Source organism: Gimesia benthica, from assembly GCF_009720525.1.
Taxonomy (GTDB): Bacteria; Planctomycetota; Planctomycetia; order Planctomycetales; family Planctomycetaceae; genus Gimesia; species Gimesia benthica.
The window spans coordinates 3,073,350-3,098,840 of sequence record NZ_CP043930.1 but is presented as its reverse complement, the minus strand read 5'-3'; the positions used below and the strand labels follow the sequence as shown (position 1 = coordinate 3,098,840).

Below are 25,491 nucleotides of genomic sequence, written 5' to 3'. Positions count from 1 at the left end.
GTAAACGGGGGTGAGGCAGCGGTCGTTGGGCTGCCTCGCCCTGCGTCTCTTGAAAGTGCGAGTGGTGTGTGGAACAGTCTGCGTCCTGTGTATGAGGGCCTGGTTCACTTCTCGCTGTTTATCTGCGCCAGCATTTCAGTGCTGGTAACCGTAGGCATTGTGATCATTCTGCTGTACGAATCGGTCAAGTTCTTCTACGACGTGCCTGTGCTGGAGTTTCTGACGGGGACTCAATGGACTCCGTTGCTTAAGCCACAGCACTTCGGGATTCTGCCTCTGCTCTGTGGGACGATGCTGGTGGCCGGTGGTTCCGCGCTTGTGGCGGTTCCCATTGGTCTGGGGACGGCTATTTACCTGAGTGAGTATGCATCTCCCCGCTTCCGCGACATCGTAAAACCACTCCTGGAAATCCTGGCCGGTATCCCATCGGTCGTTTATGGATTTATGGCAATTGTGTTTGTGTCTCCGATCATCCGCCAGATTTTTCCCAGTGCCGGCGTATTCAATGCTGCCAGTGCCTGTGTCGTGGTGGGGATCATGATCCTGCCGATGATCATTTCTCTGAGTGAAGATATTCTGCAGTCGGTCCCGATTTCATTGCGGGCAGCAGCTTCTGCACTGGGAGCAAACAAATTTGAAGTGACAGTACGGGTGGTCCTGCCGGCTGCGATGTCGGGGATTATTGCCAGCTTCCTGCTGGCTATCTCCCGTGCAATCGGTGAAACAATGGCGGTGACTCTCGCAGCAGGGGCGACACCCAAGCTGACCCTGAATCCCCTGGAAAGTGTTCAGACCATGACCGCTTATATTGTGCAGGTGAGTCTGGGAGATACACCTGCAGGCACGATTGAGTACCGTACAATTTTTGCAGTCGGCCTTGCCTTGTTTGTCACAACAATGACGATGAACGTGATTGCTCAATATATTCTCTCCCGAGTAGGAGAACGCTACGAATGAGCACAAAAATCGATATTTATACTAAGAGACGCCGCGGGCGTATCGTGAACGGGATGTTTACTGCGGCCTGTTTTCTGGCCACGATTTCCTGTGTGCTGGTGCTGCTGGTTTTGATCTGGAATATTATTCTGCAGGGCAAAAGCTGGTTGAGCTGGGACTTTATCGAGTCCCTGCCTTCACGGTTCCCTGAAAAAGCCGGTATCAAGACAGCACTGTGGGGAAGCATCTGGCTGATCTCTCTGACGGCTCTGTTTTCAGTACCGCTGGGAGTAGGGGCTGCCGTTTATCTGGAAGAGTATGCTCCGCGCAGTCGCTGGCGGAAAATGATTCAGTTGAATATCGCGAATCTGGCCGGCGTGCCTTCCATTGTTTATGGAATTCTGGGGCTGGGTCTGTTCGTCCGGGCGCTGGCTTTTGAACGGAGCGTGCTGTCCGGCGCACTGACACTGACTCTGGTTGTATTACCGATCATTATTCTGGCATCCCAGGAAGCGTTGCGGGCGGTACCGGATTCAATCCGACGTTCGGCTTATGCTCTGGGGGCGACCCGCTGGCAGACGGTGTGGTATCAGGTGCTGCCGGCTTCCCTGCCGGGGATTATGACAGGAGTGATTCTGTCCCTCTCACGGGCACTGGGAGAAGCGGCACCCCTGCTGGTTGTCGGGGCGATGGCTTATGTTCCCTTTGTACCGGAAAAATTATCGGATGAGTTTACCGCTCTGCCGATTCAGATTTTCAACTGGACCTCGCGGCCGCAGGAAGAGTTTCATCATCTGGCGGCAGCCGGGATTTTAGTACTGCTGGTCGTACTGGTCAGCATGAATGCTGTAGCGGTGTTCGTGCGGCATAAATACGGAAAAAAGATTCGCTGGTAAGAGAGGGAACCTGGCGATCGGGAAAATACGAAATTCTCCCGCACATATTTGATTTCGATTATCTATAATAGTATTCAGCGGGGATAACCAATTTATGGCTTCAACACCCTCGGTTAAAAATAATATGCAATCACCTGATAAAGCAGCCTCCACTCATTCACAGGGTCCTGTCGTGCGGCCTTCGATTCCTGAAGGTAAAAGCATGCGGACTGCCGATGAGTTGGCGCAGGCTACCGAAAAGATCAGCGTGCGTGACCTGTCGTTTTATTATTCGGATAACCGCGCTTTAACTGATATTTCGCTTTCGATTCCTGAGCGGTGCGTGACTGCCTTCATTGGCCCCTCGGGCTGTGGAAAGTCGACGTTTCTCCGGTGTCTGAACCGGATGAATGATATGATCGAAGGTACCCGGGTCGAAGGCGAGATCCTGCTGGAAGGTCAGGATATTTATTCCAGCCGCACAGACATCGTAACCTTGCGGAAGCGGATCGGGATGGTATTCCAGAAGTCGACTCCATTTCCGAAATCGATTTTCGACAACGTGTCGTTCGGTCCCAAGATCGCAGGTATTCGCAAAAAGAAAGATCTGTACGAGATTGTTGAGCGCTCTCTGCAGCGGTCAGCACTGTGGGATGAAGTCAAAGATCGCCTGAGCGATTCTGCTTTGAACCTGTCGGGTGGTCAGCAGCAGCGGTTATGTATCGCCCGTGCCCTGGCCAATGATCCGGACATCTTGTTGATGGATGAACCGGCGTCGGCACTCGATCCGGCTTCAACGGCACGGATCGAAGACCTGATCTTCGAACTCAAAGAACAGTACACGATTGTGATCGTTACGCATAACATGCAGCAGGCGGCTCGTGTGTCCGACCAGGCTGCCTTTTTCTATCAGGGGCTGCTGATCGAATCCGGAGCGACGGAAGAGCTCTTCACGAATCCCAAGAAACAGCAGACCGAAGACTACATTACCGGCAGGTTTGGATAAGCCAATGACAAAACATTTACAGCGTGATATGGAATCACTGGAGCGGGAAATCATCACCCAGTCATCGCTGGTGGAAGAGATGATTTCTAAAGCCAGTCGCGCGCTTTACGAAGTTCAAGTTGATCTGGCCAACGAAGTGATTGAGCAGGAACGGGCGATCAACGAGAGTGAAGTGAAGATTGAGGAAGACTGCCTGAAGATTCTGGCGCTGCATCAGCCGGTGGCCGTCGATTTGCGCGAGACGGCAACGGTGCTGAAGATTAACAATGACCTGGAGCGTATTGCCGACCTTGCGGTGAATATTGCTGAGCGGACCATCGGATTGTCGCATTATCCGAATTTCCATATTCCCGCTGCTCTGGAACCCATGACGAAAGTTACGGTTTCGATGTTACGCGACGCGATTGACGCGTTCATCGATTTCGATACTGAAAAGGCCCGTGCGGTCTGCAAGCGGGATGATATTGTCGACGGTTACAACCGCGAGATCATCAATGAGATCTACGGATTGATGCAGACCGATCCGAGCCTGATCAAGCCGGCACTACACTTTTTCTCTTCAGCGCGCCACATTGAACGTATTGCCGACCATACTACAAATATTGCGGAAGATGTGATTTACCTGACCGAAGGCGAAATTATCCGTCATCGTCACAAAGAAACATTTTCCACCTGACCCGCTTTTACTGAGGTGCTATAAGAAAAAGACATGTCAAAGAAACGCATTCTTGTGATTGAAGATGATCGTTCTCTCTCTGAAGTTCTCGCATACAATCTGCGACAGGAGAAGTACGATGCTGTGGTGGCCCTGGATGGGATGGACGGGTTACGGCAGGCTCAGTTGAAAACGCCTGACCTGATTATATTAGACCTGATGTTGCCTCAGATGGACGGACTGGAAGTCTGTCGCAGACTGCGATCGGACCCGGTAACCAGCAATGTGCTGATTCTGATGCTGACCGCGAAATCTGAAGAGACCGATCAGGTCGTTGGATTCACGCTGGGGGCTGATGATTACGTGACCAAGCCGTTCAGCGTCAAGATTCTGCTGGAGCGGATCAAGGCTCTGCTTCGTCGACGTGAAAGCAATGGCGAAGCCTCTGATACCATCGTGAGCCAGGGAGTTATGATCGACCGCCGACGTCATCGGGTGATGATTGATGATGTTCCTATCTCTCTGACCCGCAGTGAATTCGAACTGCTGGAAGCGCTGGTTCGTCAGCCGGGCCGGGTGTTCTCCCGTTCTGAGTTGATTGATGCGGCTCTGGGAGACGATGCCCTGGTGCTGGAGCGGACGATTGACGTTCATATCCGGGCTCTGCGTCAGAAACTGGATAAGCACGCGGAATTGATTGAAACGGTGCGTGGAGTTGGTTACCGATTCCGTGATCCAGATACCGCATTTAAGAAACAGACGACGTAAATCGTTTGGCAGAAGGCTGAAACGACACTAAACAGGTCTGCGAGAGTAGGCCTGTTTTTGTTTTGCAATTGAATGTCAGAACTTAAGTGCCTGTTGTGGCTGGGTTAGGGGAGAAAATGGCCTGGATTAGTGTACAGAATTACACATTATTCGGGGTTTCTTTCTATCTGAACTGTCAAAAAGATGTGGAAACGGTAGTTGACAGCCTAAAGAAGGTCGATATACTAGTCTTAGTTGAGACTGAGTCTCATGATCGACATTCCACCAGGTCCAAGCCTGTGATCGGGGTTCCAACCGTTTCCTACCTGAGGAACTCCGGGTTTTTCAAGATCACTATCCACGTAAAAAAAGCGTCTGCCACCATGGATGCGACAGACGCCTGGGTATAAGTGTAAGATGTCAACAGTAACCGGAAGCCAGATCGAGCGTGTGGGAGCCACCCCGGCCCCTGAAGTTGCACCACGCCGCCGATTTCTCTGCCACTGTCTGAAAGTGACTCCAGATCAGGTCCAGCAGTGTATAACTGAGACCCAGGCGGAGACCGTTCACGAAGTGACCCGCGGTTGTGGAGCTGGTAAAGGCTGCACAGCCTGCCATTGCCGCATTAAGGACTTACTGGCAGGGCTGTGTGATGACTGTGGACAGTCCAAGCGGCGTTGTCTGTGTGCCGCTCAGCCGGTTTAAGCCTGCTATTCGCGAATCTGCTCAGCCAGGTAGTTCTGAATGCCGACCTGTTTGATCAGTTCGAGCTGTGATTCGCACCAGTCGATGCTTTCTTCTGACTCGACGACCATCTGATCCATCAATTCCCGGCTGCCGGCGTCTTTTTCCTGTCGGCAGAGTTCGATGGCTTCGTTGTAGGTTGAGACCCCTTTAGTTTCCAGTTCCAGGCTGTTCTGGATCTGTTCTTCAACAGTCTTACCCACGCGAATGACGTCGTAGCGGGCGATTTCCGGAACGCCATCCAGATAGAGGATGCGGTCGATGACCTGGTCGGCGTGTTTCATTTCTTCGATGGATTCGTCGTAGAAGTGCTTGGCCAGTTTGTCAAAACCCCAGTCTTTGCACATCTTGGAAGAGATGAAGTACAGGTTGATGGCGGTGAGTTCGATTGTCAGGCCATCGTTTAACGCGTCGATTACTTTCTGGCTACCCTTCATTGGTTCTGCTTTCTCAATCTTGTCTTTCCTGCCCCTGCCGAATTCCGGGCGGGAGCAATTGTTGTTGATAATATTTGACTACCGGTAGTATTCGTAAATGGCTCCACTTGTACCAGAGTGAATCTGGCGAAAAATGTCTATTTATATAGATTGAAACGAGATCTCTGGCTTCGTGGAGTTCGCAGCGGAGATTTCTGAAACCGGTTCTCAATTACTGCTGTTTTCGGGGGCGAGATTGAGCAGTTCCACTTTCCGGAACTGAACAGGGTGACTTTCCGACTGCAGGGAAATGGTTCCTTTATCCAGCATGATCGGGGCGCCCTGTTCGATCAGCTTCTGGGCATCGGCGTCTTTGGGGTCGAGTTGGGGCTTGGTGTACGAGAGCACGGTTTCCCCGTCAATGACGTGTTTGATGATCTTGTTGCCTTTGACTTCGACGTCAACGGTGACCCACTGATCGCCGCGATAGGTTTTGGAAGAGGAGTCGATGCAGTGGGGCATGAAGAGTTTGTTGTCCATGACGACGTTCGTGCCCGGGGTGCAGAGGTTGGCAGTACTGCGTTTGCCTGTCGGTTTCCCACCCAGCAGCTGGACTTCAATGGAAACCGGAAAACGCTGGTCAAGGGACATGCTTTCGGGACTCTGGCCGTGGACCATGATGCCACTGTTACGAAATGCCCAGCCCGGTCCGCCTTTGACCTGGTCGCCGACGAAACGATATTCCACGCGGATGATGTAGTGGGAAAAGGTGTCTTTGTAGAAGATGTGACCGAATTTTTCATCGAAGGCATCGTAGTGCTCATAGTCGACGGTGAGTAACCCATCCTGCACCCGAAACGTATCTGCATAATTGACGCCTGGTTCATAACCCCGGATTTTGACAGTCCAGCCATCCAGGTTTTTCCCGTTGAACAGGGGGATCCATTTTTCCTGAGGTGCTTTCTCTTCAGCAGAGAGAGTAGCAGGCAGGCAGAGCGTCAGGCAGAGAGACAGACCGGCAATGAGAGCAGATGCGGTTTTCACGGTTTCATTCCTTCAGGCAGTCGGGCGGTGGAGTCGGGTTCAAAAGTCAGCAGGTCTCCCTTTGGAGGAGAGGCATCTATTATAGGTGATGATAAGGTAAATAGCACGTTTTGGAATCAAAGAATGCGTGATTTGGATTCGCGGTTTGCAAAGTGTTCAGCCAATAAAAAACGCCCGTTAAATTAACGGGCGTTTCTTTAATTTACATCAGGCCGGAGGCCTGTGGCTGACCCTGCGGTCGGCCGGCTGATGAGAATCAGCCTTCTTTCTTAGCCTCTTCGCCACCTTCTGGTACTTCTGCACCAGCACCACCGGTGGTGGAACCAGCTTCAGGAGCTTCGCCAGCGGGAGCAGCAGCAGCAGGCTCTTCAGCAGGTGCAGGAGCTTCGGTAGCAGGCTTGCCGCAACCAACGGCCCAGATTGACATGCTGATGGTGGCGGGCACGACGAACAGTCGGCTCAGTTTTGTGAAAGACATTGAGTTGTCCCTTCCGATTTCGTTGTTCAAAAAAAGTGAGTCACTTGCATTCTGTCAATGAAGACATTCTGTCTAGAAACATTAAAAAATGAGCACTCCCAGATTTCAAGCGCCATCGAGAAACTTTAGATCAGTTTTCAATTTGAATAGGAGGAAACTGAGGTTTTTCTCGCTCTGAGAAACTGGCTTTACTGCAACCGGTTTGCTGGTTATAGCGAAATCGCGGGGCGTTGGAAGGGTTCAGGAGTGTACTGAGAGGCGTCTGGCGGATTGCCAAATTAATACAAAAAGGTCAAGATTAATTTCATTTAATCCATAAAAAACTGGCAAAAATGAAGGAGAAACTGTTTTTCGAATTCTCAAAATTTTTATAAGAAACTTTGATATAACAGTTTGCTAATTTGTTCCGGGTTTGTCACACTGATTTCAGTTCTGAGAATTTGATTCTTATTCAAGTAAGTGTCCAGTTTACTCAGGGCTGATATCTGTTCTTATTTTTGCGTCATAATACGCTGAGCGTATTTTTTTCAGTGCGTCACTATTTTACGAACGTGTTTTCTTGAAGTGGTGATCAATTACGAGTGACAATAAACTCCATTTTATTGTCGAGAGACTTTTAAGTTAGAGGATGGGCTACATGGCCACTGGAACAATCAAAAAAATTACTGAAAAAGGTTTTGGCTTCATCAATGATGGTCAACAGGATATCTTTTTTCATCTCTCTTCACTGGACGGAATCACGTTCGATCAACTGGTAGAAGGCCAGACTGTTGAATTCGAAAGCGAAAAAAGCGATCGCGGTCTGCGAGCTGTTCGCGTAACAACATCTGAGTAATTCTACTATCAGTTCCACGCTTCCACAGAATTGCGTAGTACTCCCAGTCCCTGAATCTCTACATCAACCTGGTCTCCAGGTTTAAGGTAGACAGGGGGCTTGCGTGCCATGCCAACTCCTGGTGGCGTCCCGGTAAAGATAATATCGCCTGGTTCCAGTGTCATAAACTGAGACAGGAACTGCACAATCTCTTCGATTGTGAAGATAAACTTATCGGTACAGGAATTCTGCATCACCTCTCCATTCAACGTCAGTTTAATGGAGAGGTTGTTTGCATCCTCGATTTCATCCGAGGTGACCAGATAGGGACCGATCGGTGCAAAGGTGTCTGGTGTTTTACCTAACAGCCATTGTCCGCCCGGACGTCCGATCTGCCAGTCGCGTGCGGAGACATCGTGTCCATTCATGTAACCGGCGACGTATTCAAGTGCGTTGTCCAGGTTCGCATTGCGACATGTCTTTCCGATGACGACGACCAGTTCGGCTTCGTAGTCTACCTTTTTGGCCACTTCCGGAATACGAATCGGCTGATCGGGACCTGTGACGGAAGTCGTGAATTTACTGAAGCAAACCGGTTCATCGGGAAAGGCCATGCCTGTTTCCTCGGCGTGATCGCGATAGTTCAGGCCGATGCAGATGACTTTCCCCGGTTGTGGAATCGGAGCGCAGAGCGTACCGGTAATCTGTCGGTCGGCCTCCAGGGCCTGTTTCGCAGCTTTACAGGCACGTTCGAGCCCATCTTCCAGACTGAGCACGCCCTTTAATGAGGGGGGCAGTGTGTCGTCGAATGCACGCACATCGTAGAAGGTCAACTGACCCTCATGGTCGGTAACGGAAACAACGGTCGGACCCTGTTCTGTGTGTAAAGTGGCTAACTTCATACCCGAGTACTCCCTTCGACGACTGGTTGTGAAACATCAAAAGCTCTTGTTCAGCAGTCGGAAATCTTATGCTCTTGCGCTGATGAGATGTAGTGAACGTCAGCATCATCTCAAGCAGAAATGTGAAAGAATCCCCATCGGGTCCGGGTTTTCCAGTTATGGGGTTTAAATATCCGATACGCATGATTTCCATCTCCAGCAGGGATTGCTATGCTGTGAGCAGTGGGTCTGCTCTGCAGGACGGATCAGATCTGACACGCGATTTTGAACTCTTCCTTATCTACAGCGACTGAATATTATGGCCAAAGCGACCTATAAAGATGCCGGCGTTGACCTGGATCTCTATCAGAAAGCCATGTCCTCGATTACTCCCCTTCTGGCAAAAACTCACGTCGCACAGAAATCCAGGGTGATGGAACTTCCCGGCGGTTTCGCGGGGCTCTTTCGTCTGAATAATCCTCAACCCGGTCCCGCTGGCCGGCAGTACGAAGATCCTGTTCTGGTCTCCGGGACCGATGGGGTAGGGACTAAGATCAAAGTTGCGATCCAGGCGGGAATCTACAATACGATCGGCATCGACCTGGTGGCGATGTGTGTTAATGACTGTCTCTGCCTGGGTGCCGAACCACTGTTCTTTCTCGATTACATCGCACTCGGAAAAGACGATCCCGAACGGCTGGTCGAATTGATGGAAGGCGTCACTAAAGGTTGTGTGCTCTCCAAAGCGGCTCTGCTGGGGGGAGAAACCGCGATCATGCCCGACCTGTACGGTGACGGGGATTTCGATATGGCCGGATTCTGTGTAGGCGTTGTCGAACGCAACCAGGTGCTGGACGGTCAGGCGATTCAATCGGGCGATGTTGTTCTGGGTCTCGAATCGAGCGGCTTCCATTCCAATGGCTACAGCCTGATCCGTAAGGTCGTATTCGAAATGGCGGGCCTGGATGTCAACGATCAGATTGAGGAGTTGAATCAACGGACGGTCGCCAGTATTCTGCTCGAGCCAACCCGGATCTACGCGGACGCCATTAACACCATCTTCCAGAGTTTTCCTGATAAGATTGTGATCAGCGGCCTGGCCCACATTACCGGGGGCGGACTGGTGGAAAACGTGGAACGAATTCTGCCTCAGAATCGCCGGATCGATCTCAAGCGATCTGCCTGGGAAGTGCCGGCTGTCTTTGACTGGCTGCAGTCACTGGGGGATATTGACGAAGCTGAAATGTTCCGCGTCTTCAATATGGGAATCGGCCTGGTTGCCATCGTCCGGGCACAACATGCAGAGGCCGTGCAGGAAAAACTGCAGTCACTCCAGATCCCTTCGCACGTTCTGGGGAAAGTTACCCAGGGCGACAAAGAAGTAACTCTGAGCTGATTTTCAAGCTTCAACTTTCCCCACCAGACCGCGATCGCGATGCGCGCGTTTCAGGGTACATCTGAGCGGTTATGATCGAGAGCCCCTGTCAGCAGGAGGGGTATACCGCTTCTTTGGTAGTGGCCGCATGTTTAATGGGGAAATCAGGACCCCGACCTTGCGCGTGTGACTCGAATTTTTTAATGGCTCGCGCAATAGTTTGGTTTCTTTTGTAATTTCCGGAACGCCAGAGGTTCGAAAAGGGATATATGACTATGGTGTCCAGAAATGACACTGTGTTCTATGTCAGGGAGCCTCCGATCGCATGATCCGGTCAGTGCCGGTCTCTAGTCTGTTCGCGCTCCCGTCTCCAGGTGGTTTACTCCGCCGTCAGTTGATTGTCTATTGGGGACAATCTCTACTGAGTTCGCTGCACAGGGAAGGCACACATGGAACGCCCGATTCCAACCGGTCAGGAACGCACATTTGCAGATCATGAGATTATCGTCAGCAAGACGGACCTCAAAGGACACATTACTTACGCGAATCAGACCTTTATCGAGATCTCCGGTTACACCGAGGAAGAACTGCTGGGGCAGCCTCACAATCTAATCCGTCATCCGGATATGCCGCGCTGTGTGTTCAAGCTGTTGTGGGATACGATTCAGGCGGGTGAGGAGATCTTTGCCTATGTCGTCAATCTTTGTAAGAACGGCGACCATTACTGGGTGCTGGCCCATGTTACTCCTACGTGGAATCTGTCCGGCCAGATCAGTGGCTATCATTCCAGTCGCCGCGTACCCGAGCGTAAGGCACTGGAGAAAGTGATTCCCCTTTACCGGTCGTTGAAGCGGATTGAAGGCGCCAGCTCTGACTGGCGAACCGGGATGCAGAATGCAACTGTGGAACTGCTGTCTCAACTGGATGCAGTCGGGATGGAATACGATGAGTATGTCTTTGCCCTGTAACTCTTAAGACAGAAGATAGAGAACCCGGAGGGACCCCCATGCTGAAACTGGAAGCAGCCGCGCAGTCGACTGGAGAAGAACGTTCCACGTCTCCTCTCACGCATGAGGAACGTGCGGAACTGGAACATTATCGCCGCTGGGTCAAACAGCTGGCGGATGTCTGCGAGTCTGCAGCAGCTGGGAATCTGGAAGTTCGCCTGCTGCATATCGATGCGGACGGTGATCTGGGACGCGCGCTGGTTTCGGTCAATGGACTACTGGATTACACGGACGCGTTTGTACGCGAATCCAAGGCTTCATTGAATGCCGCCGCTCATGGGAAATTCTTCCGCAAGGTATTGCTGAAAGGTATGCGGGGTACTTTCCGGCATGCTTCTGAAGTGATCAACGAAGCGGGACAAAAGATGAAATACCAGGCAGAGGAACTGCAACGGACTGAAAACAGACGTCTGGAGATGGCGGATGAATTCGAGCAGGAAGTGCAGGGGATTTCAACGATTGTTTCCGCAGCCGCCACACAGCTGCACGCCACGGTTCAATCTTTGAAATCCGTGACCGAACGGGCGATTCTCGAAACGAATATGGCCGTCGAATCGATTGACCAGACCGCACAGAATGTCGATGTGGTGGCGGATTCGACGGTGCAGTTGAATCATTCGATCCAGCAGATCGATGACCGGGTCAAACAGTCTACAGAGGTGGTGCAGCAGGCGGTCAATGAGAGCGAGCATGCCCGTGAGTTCATGTCTGGGCTGGTGGAGGCGACGAATGACATCGGTTCCTTCGCCAAGATGATTGCTGATATCGCGAAGCAGACGAATCTGCTGGCATTGAATGCGACGATCGAAGCGGCGCGTGCCGGCGAGGCGGGAGCGGGGTTTGCGGTCGTGGCTTCTGAAGTGAAAAACCTGGCACAGGATACCGCGCGGGCCACCAATCATATTACCGAGCACATTCGCCAGATCCAGGAAGTAGTGCATGACGCGGTGACGAATATTGCGACCGTGAGCAGTACGATCCGTAAAGTAGACGAGATCAGCGAATCGATTTCGACGTCGATTTCTGAGCAGAGCCAGGCGATTGCGACGATTCATCAAAACGTCAAAGACGCCGCTGGCAAAACGGTTTCGACATCGGAGACCGTCAAGCGTGTTTCTTCCACGGCTTCGGAGACCTTTCTCTCCACGAGTGACCTGGTTAGTGCTGCCAACGATATTGCCCGACAGTCTGAGAGTCTGAATGCGGCCGTCAACCAGTTCCTGATGACGATCCGATCGAAATAAAAACGGCTCAGAGTTTGAGGTGGATCTGGTTCTTCTCCAGATGCCGGACAATCAGCCAGGTGATCCAGAAGAAGAGCAGGAAACTGCCCCAGGCGTACCACCAGGGAGCGTCTTTCGTCGCGAAGGGCTTGATGGATTCCATGACGAGGTCATGCAGGATGTAGGCGGCGAGAGCGTTGGTTCCCAGCGTGCGGAACAGGGGGATATTCAGGTTGCCCCGATCGCAGGCGAGGTGAAACAGCAGGTAGACGAACAGCGACAGTCCTGCTGAGAAGACGAGGTATGAGAGCGTTCCCGCCCGTTGACTCATCATCCAGTAGTTCCATTTTCGCTGATCCTGCTCCGGCGGTTTGACAAACGGAGGTTCCGCCAGATAAGCGGAAAATGGCTCTCCCTCTTTGGCTTTGAATTGCGCTTCCGTAGGAATGACCGGATGGATAGCCAGTTTCAGATCCTGGTTGCCTGCCATGGATTGATCTATTGCGGGCACATCATAGAGACGGGTTCCACAGGAGATGATCCAGCCTGAAAGCATCAACACACACGACCAGAACAGAATGGGTTTGATGCGGGGCAAGCCTTCTGCTTCCACGACCCAGTCGCAGGCGAGCGTGCCGATGATGGCGGGGATGGTCCAGGTCAGAAAGCCCAGCGGTCCGCCGTCGATGCCGTTAGGGGGCGAGTTGACCCAGGTGAAATAAAAGTAGTACGAGAGCACCACGTGCGCGGCGGCGGAAAAGAGCATGTAGACGATCCGCACGGAGGCCCGGGCGCGGATAACGGGAGTGATCCAGAGCGAGGTGACGGCGATGTGCATCAGCGTCTGGAACCAGTTGCGTTTGAGTGGATCGGCAATGGCACCCCAGACGCCGATCGACTGCAGCTCGCTCCAGCTTTTCGCGACCGGTGAGACGCGGTAGATGATCAGTGAGACCAGTACCAGTCCCAGCAGGCGTCTGACTACGCGCAGGTAAGCTGAGACGGCGCCCTGGGTCTGTATCCGTCTGCCGAAGGTCAGCCGATAAGCAAAGCCGACCGCGAAAAGAAAGTGGGGCATGATCGTGTCGGCGTAGCTGCAGTAAGTATTGTGATGCTTGAGCACGACCGGGCAAAGGATGAAGAAGCCCATGTAGTTCACAAGGAACATGCCCGCTACAGTGTAGCCCCGGAACTGGTCGAGGGAGACGATGCGTTTCCGGTTCTTGTCAGCGGTCGCAGCCGGGGCGGTGTCTGTCATGCTGTTTTATCAATTCGTCGAGATTAAGGAAAAAGCAAATGTGCTAAGTATTAATCTCTATTAATATACGGTTTGCTGGACGAATTGAAACAGGATAGTTCTGAATTTGCTGAACCCTCAACAGATATTAATACCCAGTACTTCGGTGAGAAAGATGAACCAGATAACGAACCAGGCTACAAAATTGGCTCCCGCCTGAATGATGGCACTGACCAGACCCAGGATCAGATCGGTAACTCGGTTTCCGATGAGATGCAGATGAAAGTTTCCGATCAATAACAGGACCGCCCCCACAAACATGATGACCCACGCCGGTCCGATCATCAGGATGTCCATTCCATGTGGGGTGATGTTGAAAACCTGTTTTACGAGATACGCCAGTAGCATGATGAGGAATTCTCCGCCCCAGAAGATGGTGTAAGCCAGGAGATGAAATCGTTTAAAGGGGGATGCCTGAAATTGTTGCATCGGGGTGACCTCTCATCTGAATGCGGAAATTGGAGGGGCGGTGCGGCAGTAATGCGACCGGCTCTCTGATTCAGGCGGGAGAAGCAGGGAAAGATCACGCGTGGATTTGATATTTTTTGAGAATGTAGTTCAACGCGTCTGTTTTTGTTCGCGGCGGAACTGGCCGGGGGTGGTGCCGGTCTGTTTTTTGAAGGCGACGTTCAGATATTCGGAGTGGCGAAAGCCGGTGCGGCTGGCGATTTCAATCAGCGGGAGTTCGGTTTCTTCGAGCAGTTGTTTCACGCGAGCGAGGCGGATGCGCATGATCTCTTCGTGTGGTGAGCGGCCGATGATTTTCTGGAAGCGGCTTTCGAGGACCCGCCGGGAGAGGGGGACCGACTTTAAAACGTCCTGCACGTTAATGCCTTCGCAGGCCTGCTGACGGATGAAACGGACGGCGTCGGAGATCAGTTTGTCGTCGATGGCCTGGATATCGGTGGACTGGCGCGTGGCAATTCCCAGGGGCTTGATGAGATGGGCGTCTGAAGAGACCGGTTCGCCGGCGATCATGCGATCGAGCAGGGCGGCTGCTTCGTAGCCGGTGAGACGCGTGTTGGGGATCACACTGGAGAGGGGAGGCTCGGAGAGGTTACAGAGAATTTCGTCATTGTCCACGCCGATGATGGCGACTTCTTCGGGGACAGAGACGTTGACTGTACGGCAGACATCGAGCAGTTGCTGCGCTTTAATGTCGTAACAGGCCATGATGCCGACTGGTTTGGGGAGTTGCTGAATCCAGTCGGCCAGGCGTTGCTGTTCTGCTTCCCAGGGGGGCGCCTGTTTGCGGCCGGTTGTCTGCGGATAGGCGTGACAGGTAAAGCCGGAGTCCTGGATGACGTTCTGGAAATGGTCTTCCCGCCAGCGGGACCAGTTGAAGCGATGATCGCCACAGAAGGCGTAGTGCTCGAAGCCGCGTTCGATGAGGTGCTGCGCGGCCAGAGAGGCGATCGCGCGGTCATCGGTTTCGACCCAGGGGAGCGAGGGGGCCAGACGGGCGGCACTCACATCGACGGCCGGGACACCGGAGTTCACGACGGCTTCAGCGGTCTTCGTATTTTCAATTCGCGCGATGATGCCGTCGCCGTGCCAGCTGTTGAGCCAGTTGACGGGGACATTGCCTCGACCATGTTCGGGGAGGTAGATCGACCAGGAGTGGTGCTCGTGAATGTAAGCCATGATGCCACGTAAGAGTCCGCGGGCATAGGAGTTGGATGATTCGATGAGCAGGGCGATTGAGGGGCGTGATTTCATGGAGCCGGTTTCGGGCGGAATTGAGGGCGACGTAAATGTAATATTCTTAAAGGGATTCAGTGACAGCTCGTCTGGCAAACGGTCTCAGACCCCTGATAGCATGGATGAAGGCAGTTTTGTTGTGAGGTGAAATATCTCAATTTATTATGCGCAAGTTTACATGGTACTCGATAGGGGAGCATTTACAATAAAGAAAATGGACCGGGTTCCCCCGAGGAGTGAACCGGATCAAACAGAGAGTGTCTCCTGCAGCGTAGAAGGAATGCCATGAGTGAGAAACAGATGAATGTCGCGATTGTCGGTCTGGGATTTGGTGCCGAGTTCATTCCCATTTACCAGGCGCATCCGAATGCCAACATGCATGCGATCTGTCAGCGTTCGGAAGATCATCTGAACGAGATCGGCGATACGTTCGGGATTGAGAAACGTTATACCTCTTACGATGAACTGCTGGCGGATCCTGATGTGGATGCCGTTCATATTAACACGCCGATTCCCGATCATGCTCCGCAGTCGATTAAAGCGTTGAAGGCAGGGAAGCACGTGGCGTGTACGGTGCCGATGGCAACGACGGTGGCGGAGTGCGAAGAAATCGTCAAGACGGTCAAAGAGACCGGACTGAAATACATGATGATGGAGACGGTAGTTTACAGCCGCGAGTTTCTCTTCATCAAGGAGATGTACGACAAAGGGGAGCTGGGCAAGATTCAGTACATGCAGGCCAGTCACCCGCAGGACATGGAAGGCTGGCCCGAGTACTGGGAGCGGATGATCCCGATGCACTATGCGACGCACGTGGTGAGTCCGGTACTGGGGATGGTCAACGGTCGGGCCGAGTATGTGAGCTGCTTTGGTTCCGGGACCGTGAACGACGACATCGCGGAAAAGTCGGGCAACAAATTCGCTGTGGAGACGTGTCACATTAAAATCAAGGATTCTGATGTCGCGGCTCACATCTGGCGGTTCCTGTTTGATACCGCGCGGCAGTACCGGGAATCGGTGGACGTGTATGGCACGAAAAAATCATTTGAGTGGCCTCTGATCGAAGGGGAGAACCCGGTGCTGCACACAGCGAAGAAGCCGGAACCCGAAATTCCCGAGCGTGTGGAAGTGCCCGATTACGCGCATCTGCTGCCGCCTGAGATTCAGAATTTCACCCGGGCGATACACGACGCGGACCATCTCTCGTTTCTGCAGGGGGCCGGGCACGGTGGTTCGCATCCGCACCTGGTGCATGCGTTTCTGAAGTCGCTGGTGGAAGATACTGATCCCTGGCCGAACGCCCCGCTGTCTGCGAACTGGACCAGCGTAGGAATTCTGGCACATGAGTCTGCCGTGGCAGGGGGCGAGATCCGCAAGCTGCCCGAGTTCACACTGGAATAACTGGCGTACGTCACTGTAAGCATTTGATATATCGACATCATTCACATAGATATTCGAGGGGACCGTTATGGCTCGTTACTCCCTGTTCCTGTTATCGCTGATTCTGGCGGCACCGCTGGCTGCTGCAGAGGAGTTCACGCTCCACCAGTTTGACCGTCTGCAGTTGGGTGATAAGTTCTATGCAGAAGGGGCGACCTTCGGCGATCTGAACCGGGACGGTCACCAGGATCTGATTTCCGGACCGTACTGGTACGCGGGGCCAGACTTCAAAACGAAGCACGAGTACTATCCGGTCAAGGAATGGAGCATCAACGGCTATTCCGACAACTTCTTTGCGTTTGTGAATGATGTCAACAAGGATGAGTGGCCCGACATCGTGATCATCGGGTTCCCCGGTAAGGAAGCTTACTGGTATGCGAATCCGCAGAAACAGTCGGGGCACTGGAAGCGGTACCTGGCGCATCCGGTGGTCGATAACGAGTCGCCAACTTATACCGACCTGACGGGAGATGGAGAGCCGGAACTGGTGTTCCACACGGGGGGACAACTTGGCTATGCAGGGCCGGGAAAAGATCCGACGAAGCCCTGGAGCTTTCATGCGGTCTCGCCCAATCTGAAGTATGGTCGCTTTACACACGGGCTGGGTGTGGGGGATGTGAATGGCGACGGAAAGCAGGACATCCTCGAGAAGAATGGCTGGTGGGAACAGCCGGCTGATCTGCAGAAAGCCGGTTTCTGGACACGGCACCCGTTTAAGTTTACTGGTGCGGGCGGTTCTCAGATGTATGCCTACGACGTGGATGGCGACGGGGACCAGGATGTGATCACCAGTAAAGCGGCCCACGCATACGGTCTCTCCTGGTTTGAAAACGTCAAGAAAGATGGCGAGATTACGTTCGTCGAGCATCCGATCATGGGGAGCAAGCCGGAAGAGAACAAGTATGGCGTAGTCTTCTCGCAGCTGCACGCCGTCGATCTGGTAGACATGGATGGTGACGGCGTTAAGGATATTGTAACCGGGAAACGGTTCTGGGCGCATCAGGGGCATGACCCGGGGGCCAAAGAACCGCCGGTCAACTACTGGTTCAAAATTGTGCGGACGCCGAAGGGCGTGGATTTTCTGCCTTACCAGATCAATGACAAGTCGGGAGTGGGGACCCAGGTGGTCGCTGGCGATGTGACGGGGAACAAGCTCCCGGATCTGGTGGTGGGGAATAAGTCGGGTACGTATCTGCTGAAGCATAAACAGGTGAAAGTAGATGAAGCGACCTGGAAGCAGGCACAGCCGAAAAAGTATGTGCCTAAGAAAGTCTCGGTGAAAAATGAGCTCAAGCCGGGCGAGCATTTTGCCACAAATGCTGACGGACGGCGGTTGAATCTCGATTTTGAGACCGGTGATCTGAAAGACTGGGTTGCGGAGGGAGAGGCATTCCGTTCGCAGCCGGTCAAAGGGGATACGGTCAAGGCGCGTCGTCGTGATATGGTGAGCAATCACCAGGGGCAGTTCTGGGTAGGCACTTATGAAGTTCTGGAAGATGTCCCCGTGGGGACACTGTCTTCGGCTTCGATCAATGTGACACATCCTTATGCCACGTTTTATGTCGGTGGCGGGAGTCACGATTCGACGCGGGTCGAAATTGTGGACCGGGCGACGAATAAGGTGATTGCGAAAGCCAGTGGTCGCAACAATGAGCGGATGCACCAGGAGCTGGTAGATCTGACGAAATACCAGGGGAAAGAGATCTTTATTCGGCTGGTGGATCAGCATAAGGGAGGCTGGGGACACATTAACTTCGATCATTTCCGTTTCCACGATAAACAGCCAGCACAACTGGAAGTAGCGGACAGTGGAGCCCTCGCGCAGGAGCATACACAAAAGTATGACGGTCTGCCCGGAAAGAAAGCGGCGGAAGTGATGTCGGTACCGGATGGGTTTTCGGTCTCGCTGGTTGCTGCCGAACCCGATGTGCAGCAGCCGATCGCGATGACGATTGACGATCGCGGGCGTTTGTGGGTGGCGGAATCGTATGCCTATCCCAGCAAGCAGCCGGAGGGAAAAGGGAAAGACCGGATTCTGATTTTCGAAGATAAAGATGCCGACGGTAAATTTGAGACGCGGAAGGTCTTTCAGGAGAAGCTGAACCTGGTGAGCGGTCTGGAAGTCGGCTTTGGCGGCGTGTGGGTGGGGCAGGCGCCGTACCTGCTGTTCATTCCCGATAAGAACGGCGACGATAAGCCAGACGGAGAACCAGAGATTCTGCTGGATGGCTGGCATTACGAAGATACGCACGAAACATTGAACTCGTTCATCTGGGGACCGGACGGCTGGCTCTACGGGTGCCATGGTGTGTTTACGCATTCCCGGGTCGGGAAGCCGGGGACGCCCGATGATCAGCGACAGCCGATCAATGCCGGGATCTGGCGGTATCATCCGACGCGGCACGAGTTCGAAGTCTTTGCGCACGGGACGAGTAACCCGTGGGGTGTGGACTTCAACGATCAGGGGCAGTGCTTTCTGACCTGCTGTGTGATTCCGCACCTGTTTCATATCGTGCAGAACGCGCGTTATCGCAGACAGGCGGGGCAGCACTTCAATCCTTACACTTACGACGACATTAAAACGATTGCCAAACACCGGCACTGGACCGGCGGGCAATGGAACCAGTCGGACCGGGTCGCTTCCGACCGGGTGGGCGGGGGACACGCGCATGCCGGGGCGATGATCTATCTGGGAGGCAGCTGGCCGAAGAAGTATCACAATCAGTTGTTCATGAACAACATTCATGGTGCCCGTTTGAATCAGGATCAGCTGGCCCGCGAAGGGTCGGGATATATTGGCGACTTTGCTCCCGATTTCCTGTATGCGAACGATCGTTCTTCACAGATTCTCTATCTGCGGTACGGTCCGGACGGGCAGGTCTATTTCATTGACTGGTATGACACGAACCAGTGCCATCATCGTGAATTTCAAAAGCACGACCGTTCGAACGGGCGGATTTTTCGCGTGGCATATAACGATGCGAAGCCGGTCAAAGTCGATCTGCAGAAACTGACGAGTGCCGAACTGGTCAAGCTGCAATTGCACGAGAATGACTGGTACGTGCGGCAGTCCCGACGCATTCTGCAGGAGCGGGGTGCCGACCCGGAAGTGCACGCACAACTGGCGGAGATTGCCTTTGGTAATGACGACGTGACGCGTCGCCTGCGAGGACTGTGGGCCCTGCATGTGACAGGCGGACTTTCGGAAGCGAAAGTGATGCAGGCTTTAAAAGACCCGAGCGAATTTATGCGGGGCTGGGCGATTCAGCTAGCGCTGGAAACGGGAGCGCCGTCAAAGCAGTTATTAGAAACAATGGAAGCACTGGCGAAGCAGGATCCTTCACCGGTGGTGCGTCTCTACCTGGGGTCGGCGGCCAACCGGCTACCACTGGATCAGCGGGCGGGAATTCTCAAAGGTCTGGTGAGTCACGCGGAAGATCAGCACGATCATAATCTGCCATTGCTCTACTGGTATGCCCTGGAGCCGCTGGCACCGCATGACATGCAGCAGGCCTATGCCCTGGCGAAAGATGCGAAGATTCCGCTGATCGAGTCATACACATTGCGGCGGATTGCAGATATCGGAACCGAAGAGGCGGTCGCTTTTCTGGTGGAACAACTGGGAGGAGCGCAGACTGCGGATGAGCAGAAAGTCTTTCTGGATTCGATTAACAGCGCATTGCGGGGACGACGCCAGTTTCCGATGCCGACCCCCTGGAAGAGTGTGGGTAAACGGCTGATGGCGAGTCAGGATCCAGTGGTGAAGTCACGTTCTTTGTCGCTGGCGGTGACCTTTGGTGACCCGGCGGCGATGCAGCGGTTGCGGGAAATCGTTGCGGACCAGAAGAACGATCTGGCGGGGCGGAAGTCGGCCCTGGATAGTCTGCTGGGGGTCCGCGATCCGCAACTGGTGCCGATTCTGATTCCGTTGCTGGATCAGAAGGGAATCCGCCGCGAAGCACTGCGGGGGCTGGCCGGTTACCCGGATGCGGCGATCGCGACGGCGATCCTGGAGCGGTATCCTCAGTACGATCTGAATGAAAAGCGGGATGCGCTGAATACACTGGCAAGCCGGTTGAACTTTGCTGAGCAGCTGGTGGCTGCGGTGGAAGCGGGGGAAGTCCCTTCCAAGGATCTGTCTGCGGAAATTATTCGTCAGCTGGGGAATCTTAAAGATAAAGAGCTGAATGCCAAGATCGGCAAGGTGTGGGGCGTTGTCCGTGAGTCAGCTGCGGATAAGAAAAAACTGATCGCCAGCTATAAGAATATGATCGAGCGACCGCATCCGACGCCTGATATCAACCTGGGGCGGGCGATCTTTGCGAAGACCTGTCAACAGTGCCATAAGTTGTTTGGAACAGGAGCCAGCATTGGTCCGGAACTGACCGGTTCGAACCGGGCCAACCTCGATTATCTGCTGTCGAACGTAGTCGATCCGAGTGCGGTGATGGCGAAGGATTATCAGCCGGCAGTGATTGTCACGGAATCAGGGCGGATTATTACCGGAATCATCAAGAAGGAAGATAAGAACGCGGTGACAGTCGCGACGGCGAACGAGACGGTGATCATCCCCCGTGACGAAATTGACGAGATGAGCCTGAGCGACAAATCGATGATGCCCGATAATCTGTGGAAACAGCTCAGTCGGGTGGAGGTACGTTCGCTGGTTAAATATCTGGCGAGCCCCGGGCAGGTGCCGATGAAGGCGACGCCGGAGAATTTGAAGCAGTTCTTTAATGGTCAGGATCTGACCGGCTGGTCGGGGGACAGTCAGCTCTGGTTCGTGGAGAACGGTGAGATTGTAGGCCGTTCGCCGGGGATCAAGCGGAATGAGTTCCTGGTGAGCGACATGCTGGTCGGCGATTTCGAGCTGAAAGTCAAAGTGAAACTCACGCCGAATGCAGGGAACAGCGGGATTCAGTTCCGCAGCAGTCTGCAGCCGGGAGGCCATGTCAAAGGGTACCAGGCCGACATCGGTGCCGGCTGGTGGGGCAAGCTGTATGAAGAACATGGCCGGGGCCTGTTATTCAAGGAGTCCGGCGAGCAGCATGTCCGTGAAGGGGACTGGAATGAATACCGGGTGGTTGCTGTCGGCCCGCGGATTCGGACTTACATCAACGGTAAATTGTGCACGGATCTGAATGATCCCCAGGGGCCAAGTCCGGCATTCTGGCGTTCCAGATTCATTCCGGCGGGCCGATGGAGGTCCGCTTTAAGGATCTTGAATTGCGCCTGGATCCTCCCCGGGATTAAAGCTGACTTAACGCAGGCTGGTCTTTCAGCGAGAGGACCAGCCTGTGTGTCCCCATTTCAGGTTGATGTCGAGTCGCCTGAGGTACGCGCTGAGGGCACCAGTGTGATGCTGGATGTGGCGGATACTATAGAGGTGTAATTCTCCACGGGTGAATGGTTCCAGCCAGTCAAAGTCGGCCCGCAGGTTAAGCGAGGCTTCCGTTTCGGCGGCGATGGTTTCCCGCATTTTCTGGAGACAGGTCTGCAGGTAATCGCTCACCAACTCTGGCGTGATGGGATAGTCGGCTTTGGGTTTGAAGCGGTTTTCGACATGCTCGTTATGGAATTCGCGGAGTTGAAACTCAGCCAGGCTAGGGGAGAGGTAGAGGTCGACATAACAGAGTGCATGATAGGCGACGTAGCCGAACTCCATGTTGGCGATTTTCTTCTGCCAGTGCGCGGGCGGGCAGTTTTGAATACAGTCATCCAGCATTCCCAGTGAAGCTTCAAACTGCGCACACAGGATGTGTCTGACGTATTCGATCATCGCTTAAGTCCTCACTCAAAAAAGCCGCACTCCCGCAGGTAGACTACACTCTGTTTGACGCGGTTGTGATGTTCTTCCAGCGTCAGCTCCGGTTCCCCTTCGATGCCTTCGATTTCGAGACTGTAGGGGCCATTGAAGTTGTGGTCTTCGAGGATGTAGCGGATCTTCAAGAAGTCGACGCCTCCCGCTTCGCCCAGAGCGGTGAAATTCCAGTCCTTGAATTTGCAGTAAGAGTCTTTGAGGTGCACGTGTTTGACCCAGGTGACGACCTCGTGCAGGGACTCCAGGACATTCGCGTGCTCGTTGTAGTAATTGATGTTGCCTGTATCGAAGTTGAGCCGCAGGTTGGGGTGATCCAGGTCCTGCATGGTGCGGAGCATCCCGGCTGCGTTGACGCAGATGCCGGGGTGCGTTTCGAAGCAGTAGGTGATGCCCTGTTCGCCTGCGTAATCGCCGATTTCACGGAGGTGCTGGTAGAGGGTGTCACGATCCGATTCCTGTTCGATTTCTCCCGCGCCGCCTACGACGAGTCGGACGCCCAGCTGATGAGCGAGGTCGAGCTTTCGTTTCGTCTTGGTGACGACTTCCGGATCGAGGGGATTGCCGGTGGTAATGTTGCAGCTGGAGAGTTTGACATGGTGTTGTTTCAACAGATCTTTGACGTGCGCGATATCCTCAGCAGTGGAGGCTTCCGTGAGCAGCGGCGTCTCTTTGAAAAACGAGGGGACGCCGTGGTTTTTGATGTTGAGTTCGAGGTGATCGATTCCGGCATCGCGGATGTGTTCGATCGCGGCGACGGGACCAAAGCGACCATAGGAGTTGGTCAGGCAGGAAACGAGGGCGGCCATGCATTCGACTTTCTATATCAGTGATCAGCGAACCGTTATTGCAGTACTGCTTTCAGCATGTTACTTTGACGTCACATGAAATTCAAAGCTACTAGCCTAAAGTCCTGGAGCGGAGCTCACATGGCACAGGCACGGATGGAGTTCTCGGATGTCTGAGGTTCAGGAATTACTCAATACCGCGTTGACGCATCACCATGCAGGGCAACTGGATCAGGCAGAAGCTGTCTACCAGCAGTTGCTGGAACAGGATCCCCGCCACTGGGAGCCCCGCTACTACCTGGGAACACTGCAACTTCAGCGGGGGCAACTCGATCTGAGTATACAGAGCTTCCTGAAGGTGATTCAGCTCAATCCGGAACTCCCGGACGCCCATAATAACCTGGGTGTGGCCTATCATGCGATGGGTAAATGGCAGGAGGCCGGTCAGTCTTTTGAACACGCACTGCGTCTGAATCCCCATTATGAACGGGCCTATTATAACCTGGGCAGCCTGTTTGAGAGCCGCGGGTTGTTGGACGAGGCGGCTAAATGTTTCCGGAAATCATACGAAAACAGCGGTAGCCCCGAGACCTATGAGAAACTGGCCGACCTGTTAAAAGTGGCACGCCGTTTTGCGGAAGCGGAAGTGATCTACCGGGAACTGTTAGAGCAGACACCCGGGGATTTCAATCGCTCCATGAAGCTGGCCTATGTGCTGGTGCTGCAGCGTCATTACCCCGAGGCGGTGGAACTCTATGAGGCGATGCTGGAGACCCACCCCGGTCATTACCAGATTCTGGTGAGCCTGAGTTACGTGCTGGAATGCATGGGGGATATCCCGGCGGCGATCCAGACTGCGGAGCGTTCCATTGAAGCGGCCTCCGATCAGCCCGAGGGATATAACAACCTGGGGAACGCGTTGCGGCTGGCGCATCGCTTCGATGAATCCTGTGTGAACTTCGAGAAAGCATTAGAACTGCAGCCTCAGTTTCCGATTGCGGAATTCAATCTGGCGACCACACGCATGCTGACAGGCGATTTGCAGGCTGGCTGGGAGGGATATGAGCGTCGGTCCGACATTGATTCGTCCTCGAGAACGAGTTACCCCGGACCCGCCTGGCAGGGAGAACCGCTGGAAGGGAAATCCATCTGCCTGTGGTGCGAACAGGGCTTCGGAGACACTTTGATGTTTATTCGTTTTGCCAGCGAATTGAAACGCCGCGGGGCAGGACGGGTACTGGTACTCATTCAGCCGGAACTGGCCGGTCTGTTAAAGAGCATTGAGGAGATTGATGAACTACTGGTTCCCGGAAATCCGGTTGTCGAATGTGACTATCAGTGCTCCCTGTTGAGTGTACCCCGTTTTCTGGAAACCAGCCTGAAAACGATTCCCGGCGAGGTGCCTCTGTTTCAACCTGCTGCGGATCGGACGGCACACTGGGGCGACGTGCTCTCTGCGTTGGAAGGCAAAAAGGTGGGTTTGAACTGGAGCGGGAATCTGCAGTTTCCCCGGGATGAATTCCGCTCGATTCCGCTGGAGCAGCTGTCGCCTTTGCTGGATGTGGCTGGCGTACAATTTGTGAGCGTGCAGCAGGTGAATGGCTTGGACCAGCTGGCGTCATTTGAAGCGGCTGGAAAACTCTGGCAACCAGGGCCGGAGTACCAGGCAGAAGTTGGTGATTTCACTGAAGCGGCTGCTTTGATGCAAAATCTGGATCTGATGATTACGACCGATACGGCCTGTGCTCATCTGGCAGGAGGTCTGGGTATACCGGTCTGGATTCTGGTCTCGCGTCTTCCTGAATGGCGCTGGTTGCTGGATCGGGGTGACAGTCCCTGGTATCCGACGGCGCGTCTCTTTCGGCAGGCGGAACTGGGCGAATGGGGGCCCGTGGTTGAGGACGTGAAAGCGGCTCTGGAGCAGAAGTTCAGTCAGGACGCTCCTGATTTCCAGTGAAAATGCAAAATGAGTGATCCGCCTCATCTCGTGCGGGAGGAACGTTTTCTCACGTCGTAACCTCATACGCGACTGGCGTCTTTGCCGATTAGAGAAGCAGGCGTCTCAAGTCCGGTTATGCGGTCTGGGCCCGGTTGCAGGGAAAATAGAGGCTTTCGGGCTGTGTTGTTCTGCTGGAACAATTTGACCAGAAATTCTTTGCAGGCTAGATTTCTGGTATCTCTCTCCCTGAAACCCCGTCAGGCATGTTTCAACGAATGCACTTCTCCCGACATGACTGAAATCAATT

At 53.7% G+C, this 25,491-nt stretch carries 22 protein-coding genes; 13 read left to right on the top strand and 9 right to left on the bottom strand.

Annotated elements, in window-relative coordinates; translation table 11 throughout:
* Positions 1–66 precede the first annotated feature (66 nt).
* The 6 genes from pstC to F1728_RS11690 all read left to right on the top strand — a co-directional run bounded on the left by pstC (position 67) and on the right by F1728_RS11690 (position 4,924).
* Positions 67–957: a phosphate ABC transporter permease subunit PstC gene (gene pstC / locus F1728_RS11715; protein ID WP_390644236.1), complete on the top strand. Its 891-nt coding sequence runs from the start codon at positions 67–69 to the stop codon at positions 955–957.
* Positions 954–1,832 carry a phosphate ABC transporter permease PstA gene (gene pstA / locus F1728_RS11710; protein WP_155364255.1) on the top strand — a complete coding sequence of 293 codons (879 nt, stop codon included), beginning with the start codon at positions 954–956 and terminating at the stop codon, positions 1,830–1,832. The genes pstC and pstA overlap by 4 nt, the downstream gene beginning before the upstream one ends.
* A gap of 94 nt (positions 1,833–1,926) precedes the next feature.
* The gene (gene pstB / locus F1728_RS11705; protein WP_315853527.1) at positions 1,927–2,817 is read left to right on the top strand and encodes a phosphate ABC transporter ATP-binding protein PstB; all 891 of its coding nucleotides are present in this window, start codon (positions 1,927–1,929) and stop codon (positions 2,815–2,817) included.
* A gap of 4 nt (positions 2,818–2,821) precedes the next feature.
* Positions 2,822–3,493, top strand: a complete 672-nt coding sequence (phoU, locus tag F1728_RS11700) for a phosphate signaling complex protein PhoU (protein ID WP_145036288.1) — start codon at positions 2,822–2,824, stop codon at positions 3,491–3,493.
* Between the two features lie 33 nt (positions 3,494–3,526).
* The gene (locus tag F1728_RS11695; RefSeq protein ID WP_145036290.1) at positions 3,527–4,240 is read left to right on the top strand and encodes a response regulator; all 714 of its coding nucleotides are present in this window, start codon (positions 3,527–3,529) and stop codon (positions 4,238–4,240) included.
* A gap of 396 nt (positions 4,241–4,636) precedes the next feature.
* A complete protein-coding gene (locus F1728_RS11690) occupies positions 4,637–4,924 on the top strand; it encodes a (2Fe-2S)-binding protein (protein ID WP_187781996.1) in 288 nt (95 codons plus the stop codon).
* A 5-nt stretch (positions 4,925–4,929) separates the two neighbouring features.
* On the opposite strand, the gene bfr is transcribed toward F1728_RS11690, so the two are convergent.
* The 3 genes from bfr to F1728_RS31225 form a co-directional block, all read right to left on the bottom strand.
* Complete coding sequence (bfr, locus tag F1728_RS11685; protein ID WP_155364254.1) at positions 4,930–5,400, bottom strand: bacterioferritin; 471 nt, start codon at positions 5,398–5,400, stop codon at positions 4,930–4,932.
* Between the two features lie 207 nt (positions 5,401–5,607).
* A complete protein-coding gene (locus F1728_RS11680) occupies positions 5,608–6,423 on the bottom strand; it encodes a 3-keto-disaccharide hydrolase (RefSeq protein ID WP_155364253.1) in 816 nt (271 codons plus the stop codon).
* Between the two features lie 256 nt (positions 6,424–6,679).
* Positions 6,680–6,901, bottom strand: coding sequence for a hypothetical protein (locus F1728_RS31225; RefSeq protein WP_194242783.1), 222 nt, complete (start codon positions 6,899–6,901; stop codon positions 6,680–6,682).
* Between the two features lie 637 nt (positions 6,902–7,538).
* Between F1728_RS31225 and F1728_RS11670 the strand changes: the two genes are divergently transcribed.
* Entirely contained in the window at positions 7,539–7,736 is a 198-nt protein-coding gene (locus F1728_RS11670; protein WP_145036301.1) for a cold-shock protein, read from the top strand.
* An 8-nt stretch (positions 7,737–7,744) separates the two neighbouring features.
* On the opposite strand, the gene F1728_RS11665 is transcribed toward F1728_RS11670, so the two are convergent.
* The gene (locus tag F1728_RS11665; RefSeq protein WP_155364252.1) at positions 7,745–8,617 is read right to left on the bottom strand and encodes a fumarylacetoacetate hydrolase family protein; all 873 of its coding nucleotides are present in this window, start codon (positions 8,615–8,617) and stop codon (positions 7,745–7,747) included.
* Between the two features lie 298 nt (positions 8,618–8,915).
* On the opposite strand from F1728_RS11665, the gene purM reads away from it, so the two are divergent.
* From purM to F1728_RS11650, 3 genes are all read left to right on the top strand, one after another.
* Positions 8,916–9,992, top strand: coding sequence for a phosphoribosylformylglycinamidine cyclo-ligase (gene purM, locus F1728_RS11660; RefSeq protein ID WP_145180564.1), 1,077 nt, complete (start codon positions 8,916–8,918; stop codon positions 9,990–9,992).
* Between the two features lie 428 nt (positions 9,993–10,420).
* On the top strand, positions 10,421–10,939 hold the full coding sequence (locus F1728_RS11655; protein WP_155364251.1) for a PAS domain-containing protein: 519 nt from the start codon (positions 10,421–10,423) through the stop codon (positions 10,937–10,939).
* A 38-nt stretch (positions 10,940–10,977) separates the two neighbouring features.
* Positions 10,978–12,222 carry a methyl-accepting chemotaxis protein gene (locus F1728_RS11650; RefSeq protein WP_155364250.1) on the top strand — a complete coding sequence of 415 codons (1,245 nt, stop codon included), beginning with the start codon at positions 10,978–10,980 and terminating at the stop codon, positions 12,220–12,222.
* Between the two features lie 7 nt (positions 12,223–12,229).
* Here F1728_RS11650 and F1728_RS11645 read toward each other — a convergent pair whose 3' ends face one another.
* From F1728_RS11645 to F1728_RS11635, 3 genes are all read right to left on the bottom strand, one after another.
* Positions 12,230–13,459, bottom strand: a complete 1,230-nt coding sequence (locus tag F1728_RS11645; protein WP_155364249.1) for an acyltransferase family protein — start codon at positions 13,457–13,459, stop codon at positions 12,230–12,232.
* 117 nt (positions 13,460–13,576) lie between these two features.
* Positions 13,577–13,927 carry a hypothetical protein gene (locus F1728_RS11640; protein ID WP_155364248.1) on the bottom strand — a complete coding sequence of 117 codons (351 nt, stop codon included), beginning with the start codon at positions 13,925–13,927 and terminating at the stop codon, positions 13,577–13,579.
* Between the two features lie 129 nt (positions 13,928–14,056).
* A complete protein-coding gene (locus F1728_RS11635; protein ID WP_155364247.1) occupies positions 14,057–15,217 on the bottom strand; it encodes a XylR family transcriptional regulator in 1,161 nt (386 codons plus the stop codon).
* A 267-nt stretch (positions 15,218–15,484) separates the two neighbouring features.
* Between F1728_RS11635 and F1728_RS11630 the strand changes: the two genes are divergently transcribed.
* Together F1728_RS11630 and F1728_RS11625 are read left to right on the top strand one after the other, a co-directional pair.
* Positions 15,485–16,600 (top strand): Gfo/Idh/MocA family protein, encoded by a 1,116-nt coding sequence (locus F1728_RS11630; protein ID WP_155364246.1) that lies wholly within the window; start codon positions 15,485–15,487, stop codon positions 16,598–16,600.
* Between the two features lie 67 nt (positions 16,601–16,667).
* On the top strand, positions 16,668–22,031 hold the full coding sequence (locus F1728_RS11625) for a PVC-type heme-binding CxxCH protein (RefSeq protein WP_155364245.1): 5,364 nt from the start codon (positions 16,668–16,670) through the stop codon (positions 22,029–22,031).
* On the opposite strand, the gene F1728_RS11620 is transcribed toward F1728_RS11625, so the two are convergent.
* Entirely contained in the window at positions 21,918–22,418 is a 501-nt protein-coding gene (locus F1728_RS11620; RefSeq protein ID WP_155364244.1) for a DinB family protein, read from the bottom strand. The two genes, F1728_RS11625 and F1728_RS11620, sit on opposite strands and share 114 nt — an antisense overlap.
* Before the next feature lie 11 nt (positions 22,419–22,429).
* Entirely contained in the window at positions 22,430–23,266 is an 837-nt protein-coding gene (locus F1728_RS11615) for a sugar phosphate isomerase/epimerase family protein (protein ID WP_155364243.1), read from the bottom strand.
* 148 nt (positions 23,267–23,414) lie between these two features.
* Between F1728_RS11615 and F1728_RS11610 the strand changes: the two genes are divergently transcribed.
* Positions 23,415–25,202, top strand: a complete 1,788-nt coding sequence (locus F1728_RS11610; protein ID WP_155364242.1) for a tetratricopeptide repeat protein — start codon at positions 23,415–23,417, stop codon at positions 25,200–25,202.
* Positions 25,203–25,491: the final 289 nt, after the last annotated feature.

What these genes read in the sequence shown, in the direction of transcription:
- pstA (WP_155364255.1), top strand. Translation starts at nt 954, where the DNA reads ATGAGCACAAAAATCGATATTTATACTAAGAGACGCCGCGGGCGTATC.
- pstB (WP_315853527.1), top strand. Translation starts at nt 1,927, where the DNA reads ATGGCTTCAACACCCTCGGTTAAAAATAATATGCAATCACCTGATAAA.
- phoU (WP_145036288.1), top strand. Translation starts at nt 2,822, where the DNA reads ATGACAAAACATTTACAGCGTGATATGGAATCACTGGAGCGGGAAATC.
- F1728_RS11695 (WP_145036290.1), top strand. Translation starts at nt 3,527, where the DNA reads ATGTCAAAGAAACGCATTCTTGTGATTGAAGATGATCGTTCTCTCTCT.
- F1728_RS11690 (WP_187781996.1), top strand. Translation starts at nt 4,637, where the DNA reads ATGTCAACAGTAACCGGAAGCCAGATCGAGCGTGTGGGAGCCACCCCG.
- bfr (WP_155364254.1), bottom strand. Translation starts at nt 5,400, where the DNA reads ATGAAGGGTAGCCAGAAAGTAATCGACGCGTTAAACGATGGCCTGACA.
- F1728_RS31225 (WP_194242783.1), bottom strand. Translation starts at nt 6,901, where the DNA reads ATGTCTTTCACAAAACTGAGCCGACTGTTCGTCGTGCCCGCCACCATC.
- F1728_RS11670 (WP_145036301.1), top strand. Translation starts at nt 7,539, where the DNA reads ATGGCCACTGGAACAATCAAAAAAATTACTGAAAAAGGTTTTGGCTTC.
- F1728_RS11665 (WP_155364252.1), bottom strand. Translation starts at nt 8,617, where the DNA reads ATGAAGTTAGCCACTTTACACACAGAACAGGGTCCGACCGTTGTTTCC.
- purM (WP_145180564.1), top strand. Translation starts at nt 8,916, where the DNA reads ATGGCCAAAGCGACCTATAAAGATGCCGGCGTTGACCTGGATCTCTAT.
- F1728_RS11655 (WP_155364251.1), top strand. Translation starts at nt 10,421, where the DNA reads ATGGAACGCCCGATTCCAACCGGTCAGGAACGCACATTTGCAGATCAT.
- F1728_RS11650 (WP_155364250.1), top strand. Translation starts at nt 10,978, where the DNA reads ATGCTGAAACTGGAAGCAGCCGCGCAGTCGACTGGAGAAGAACGTTCC.
- F1728_RS11645 (WP_155364249.1), bottom strand. Translation starts at nt 13,459, where the DNA reads ATGACAGACACCGCCCCGGCTGCGACCGCTGACAAGAACCGGAAACGC.
- F1728_RS11640 (WP_155364248.1), bottom strand. Translation starts at nt 13,927, where the DNA reads ATGCAACAATTTCAGGCATCCCCCTTTAAACGATTTCATCTCCTGGCT.
- F1728_RS11635 (WP_155364247.1), bottom strand. Translation starts at nt 15,217, where the DNA reads ATGAAATCACGCCCCTCAATCGCCCTGCTCATCGAATCATCCAACTCC.
- F1728_RS11630 (WP_155364246.1), top strand. Translation starts at nt 15,485, where the DNA reads ATGAGTGAGAAACAGATGAATGTCGCGATTGTCGGTCTGGGATTTGGT.
- F1728_RS11625 (WP_155364245.1), top strand. Translation starts at nt 16,668, where the DNA reads ATGGCTCGTTACTCCCTGTTCCTGTTATCGCTGATTCTGGCGGCACCG.
- F1728_RS11620 (WP_155364244.1), bottom strand. Translation starts at nt 22,418, where the DNA reads ATGATCGAATACGTCAGACACATCCTGTGTGCGCAGTTTGAAGCTTCA.
- F1728_RS11615 (WP_155364243.1), bottom strand. Translation starts at nt 23,266, where the DNA reads ATGGCCGCCCTCGTTTCCTGCCTGACCAACTCCTATGGTCGCTTTGGT.
- F1728_RS11610 (WP_155364242.1), top strand. Translation starts at nt 23,415, where the DNA reads ATGTCTGAGGTTCAGGAATTACTCAATACCGCGTTGACGCATCACCAT.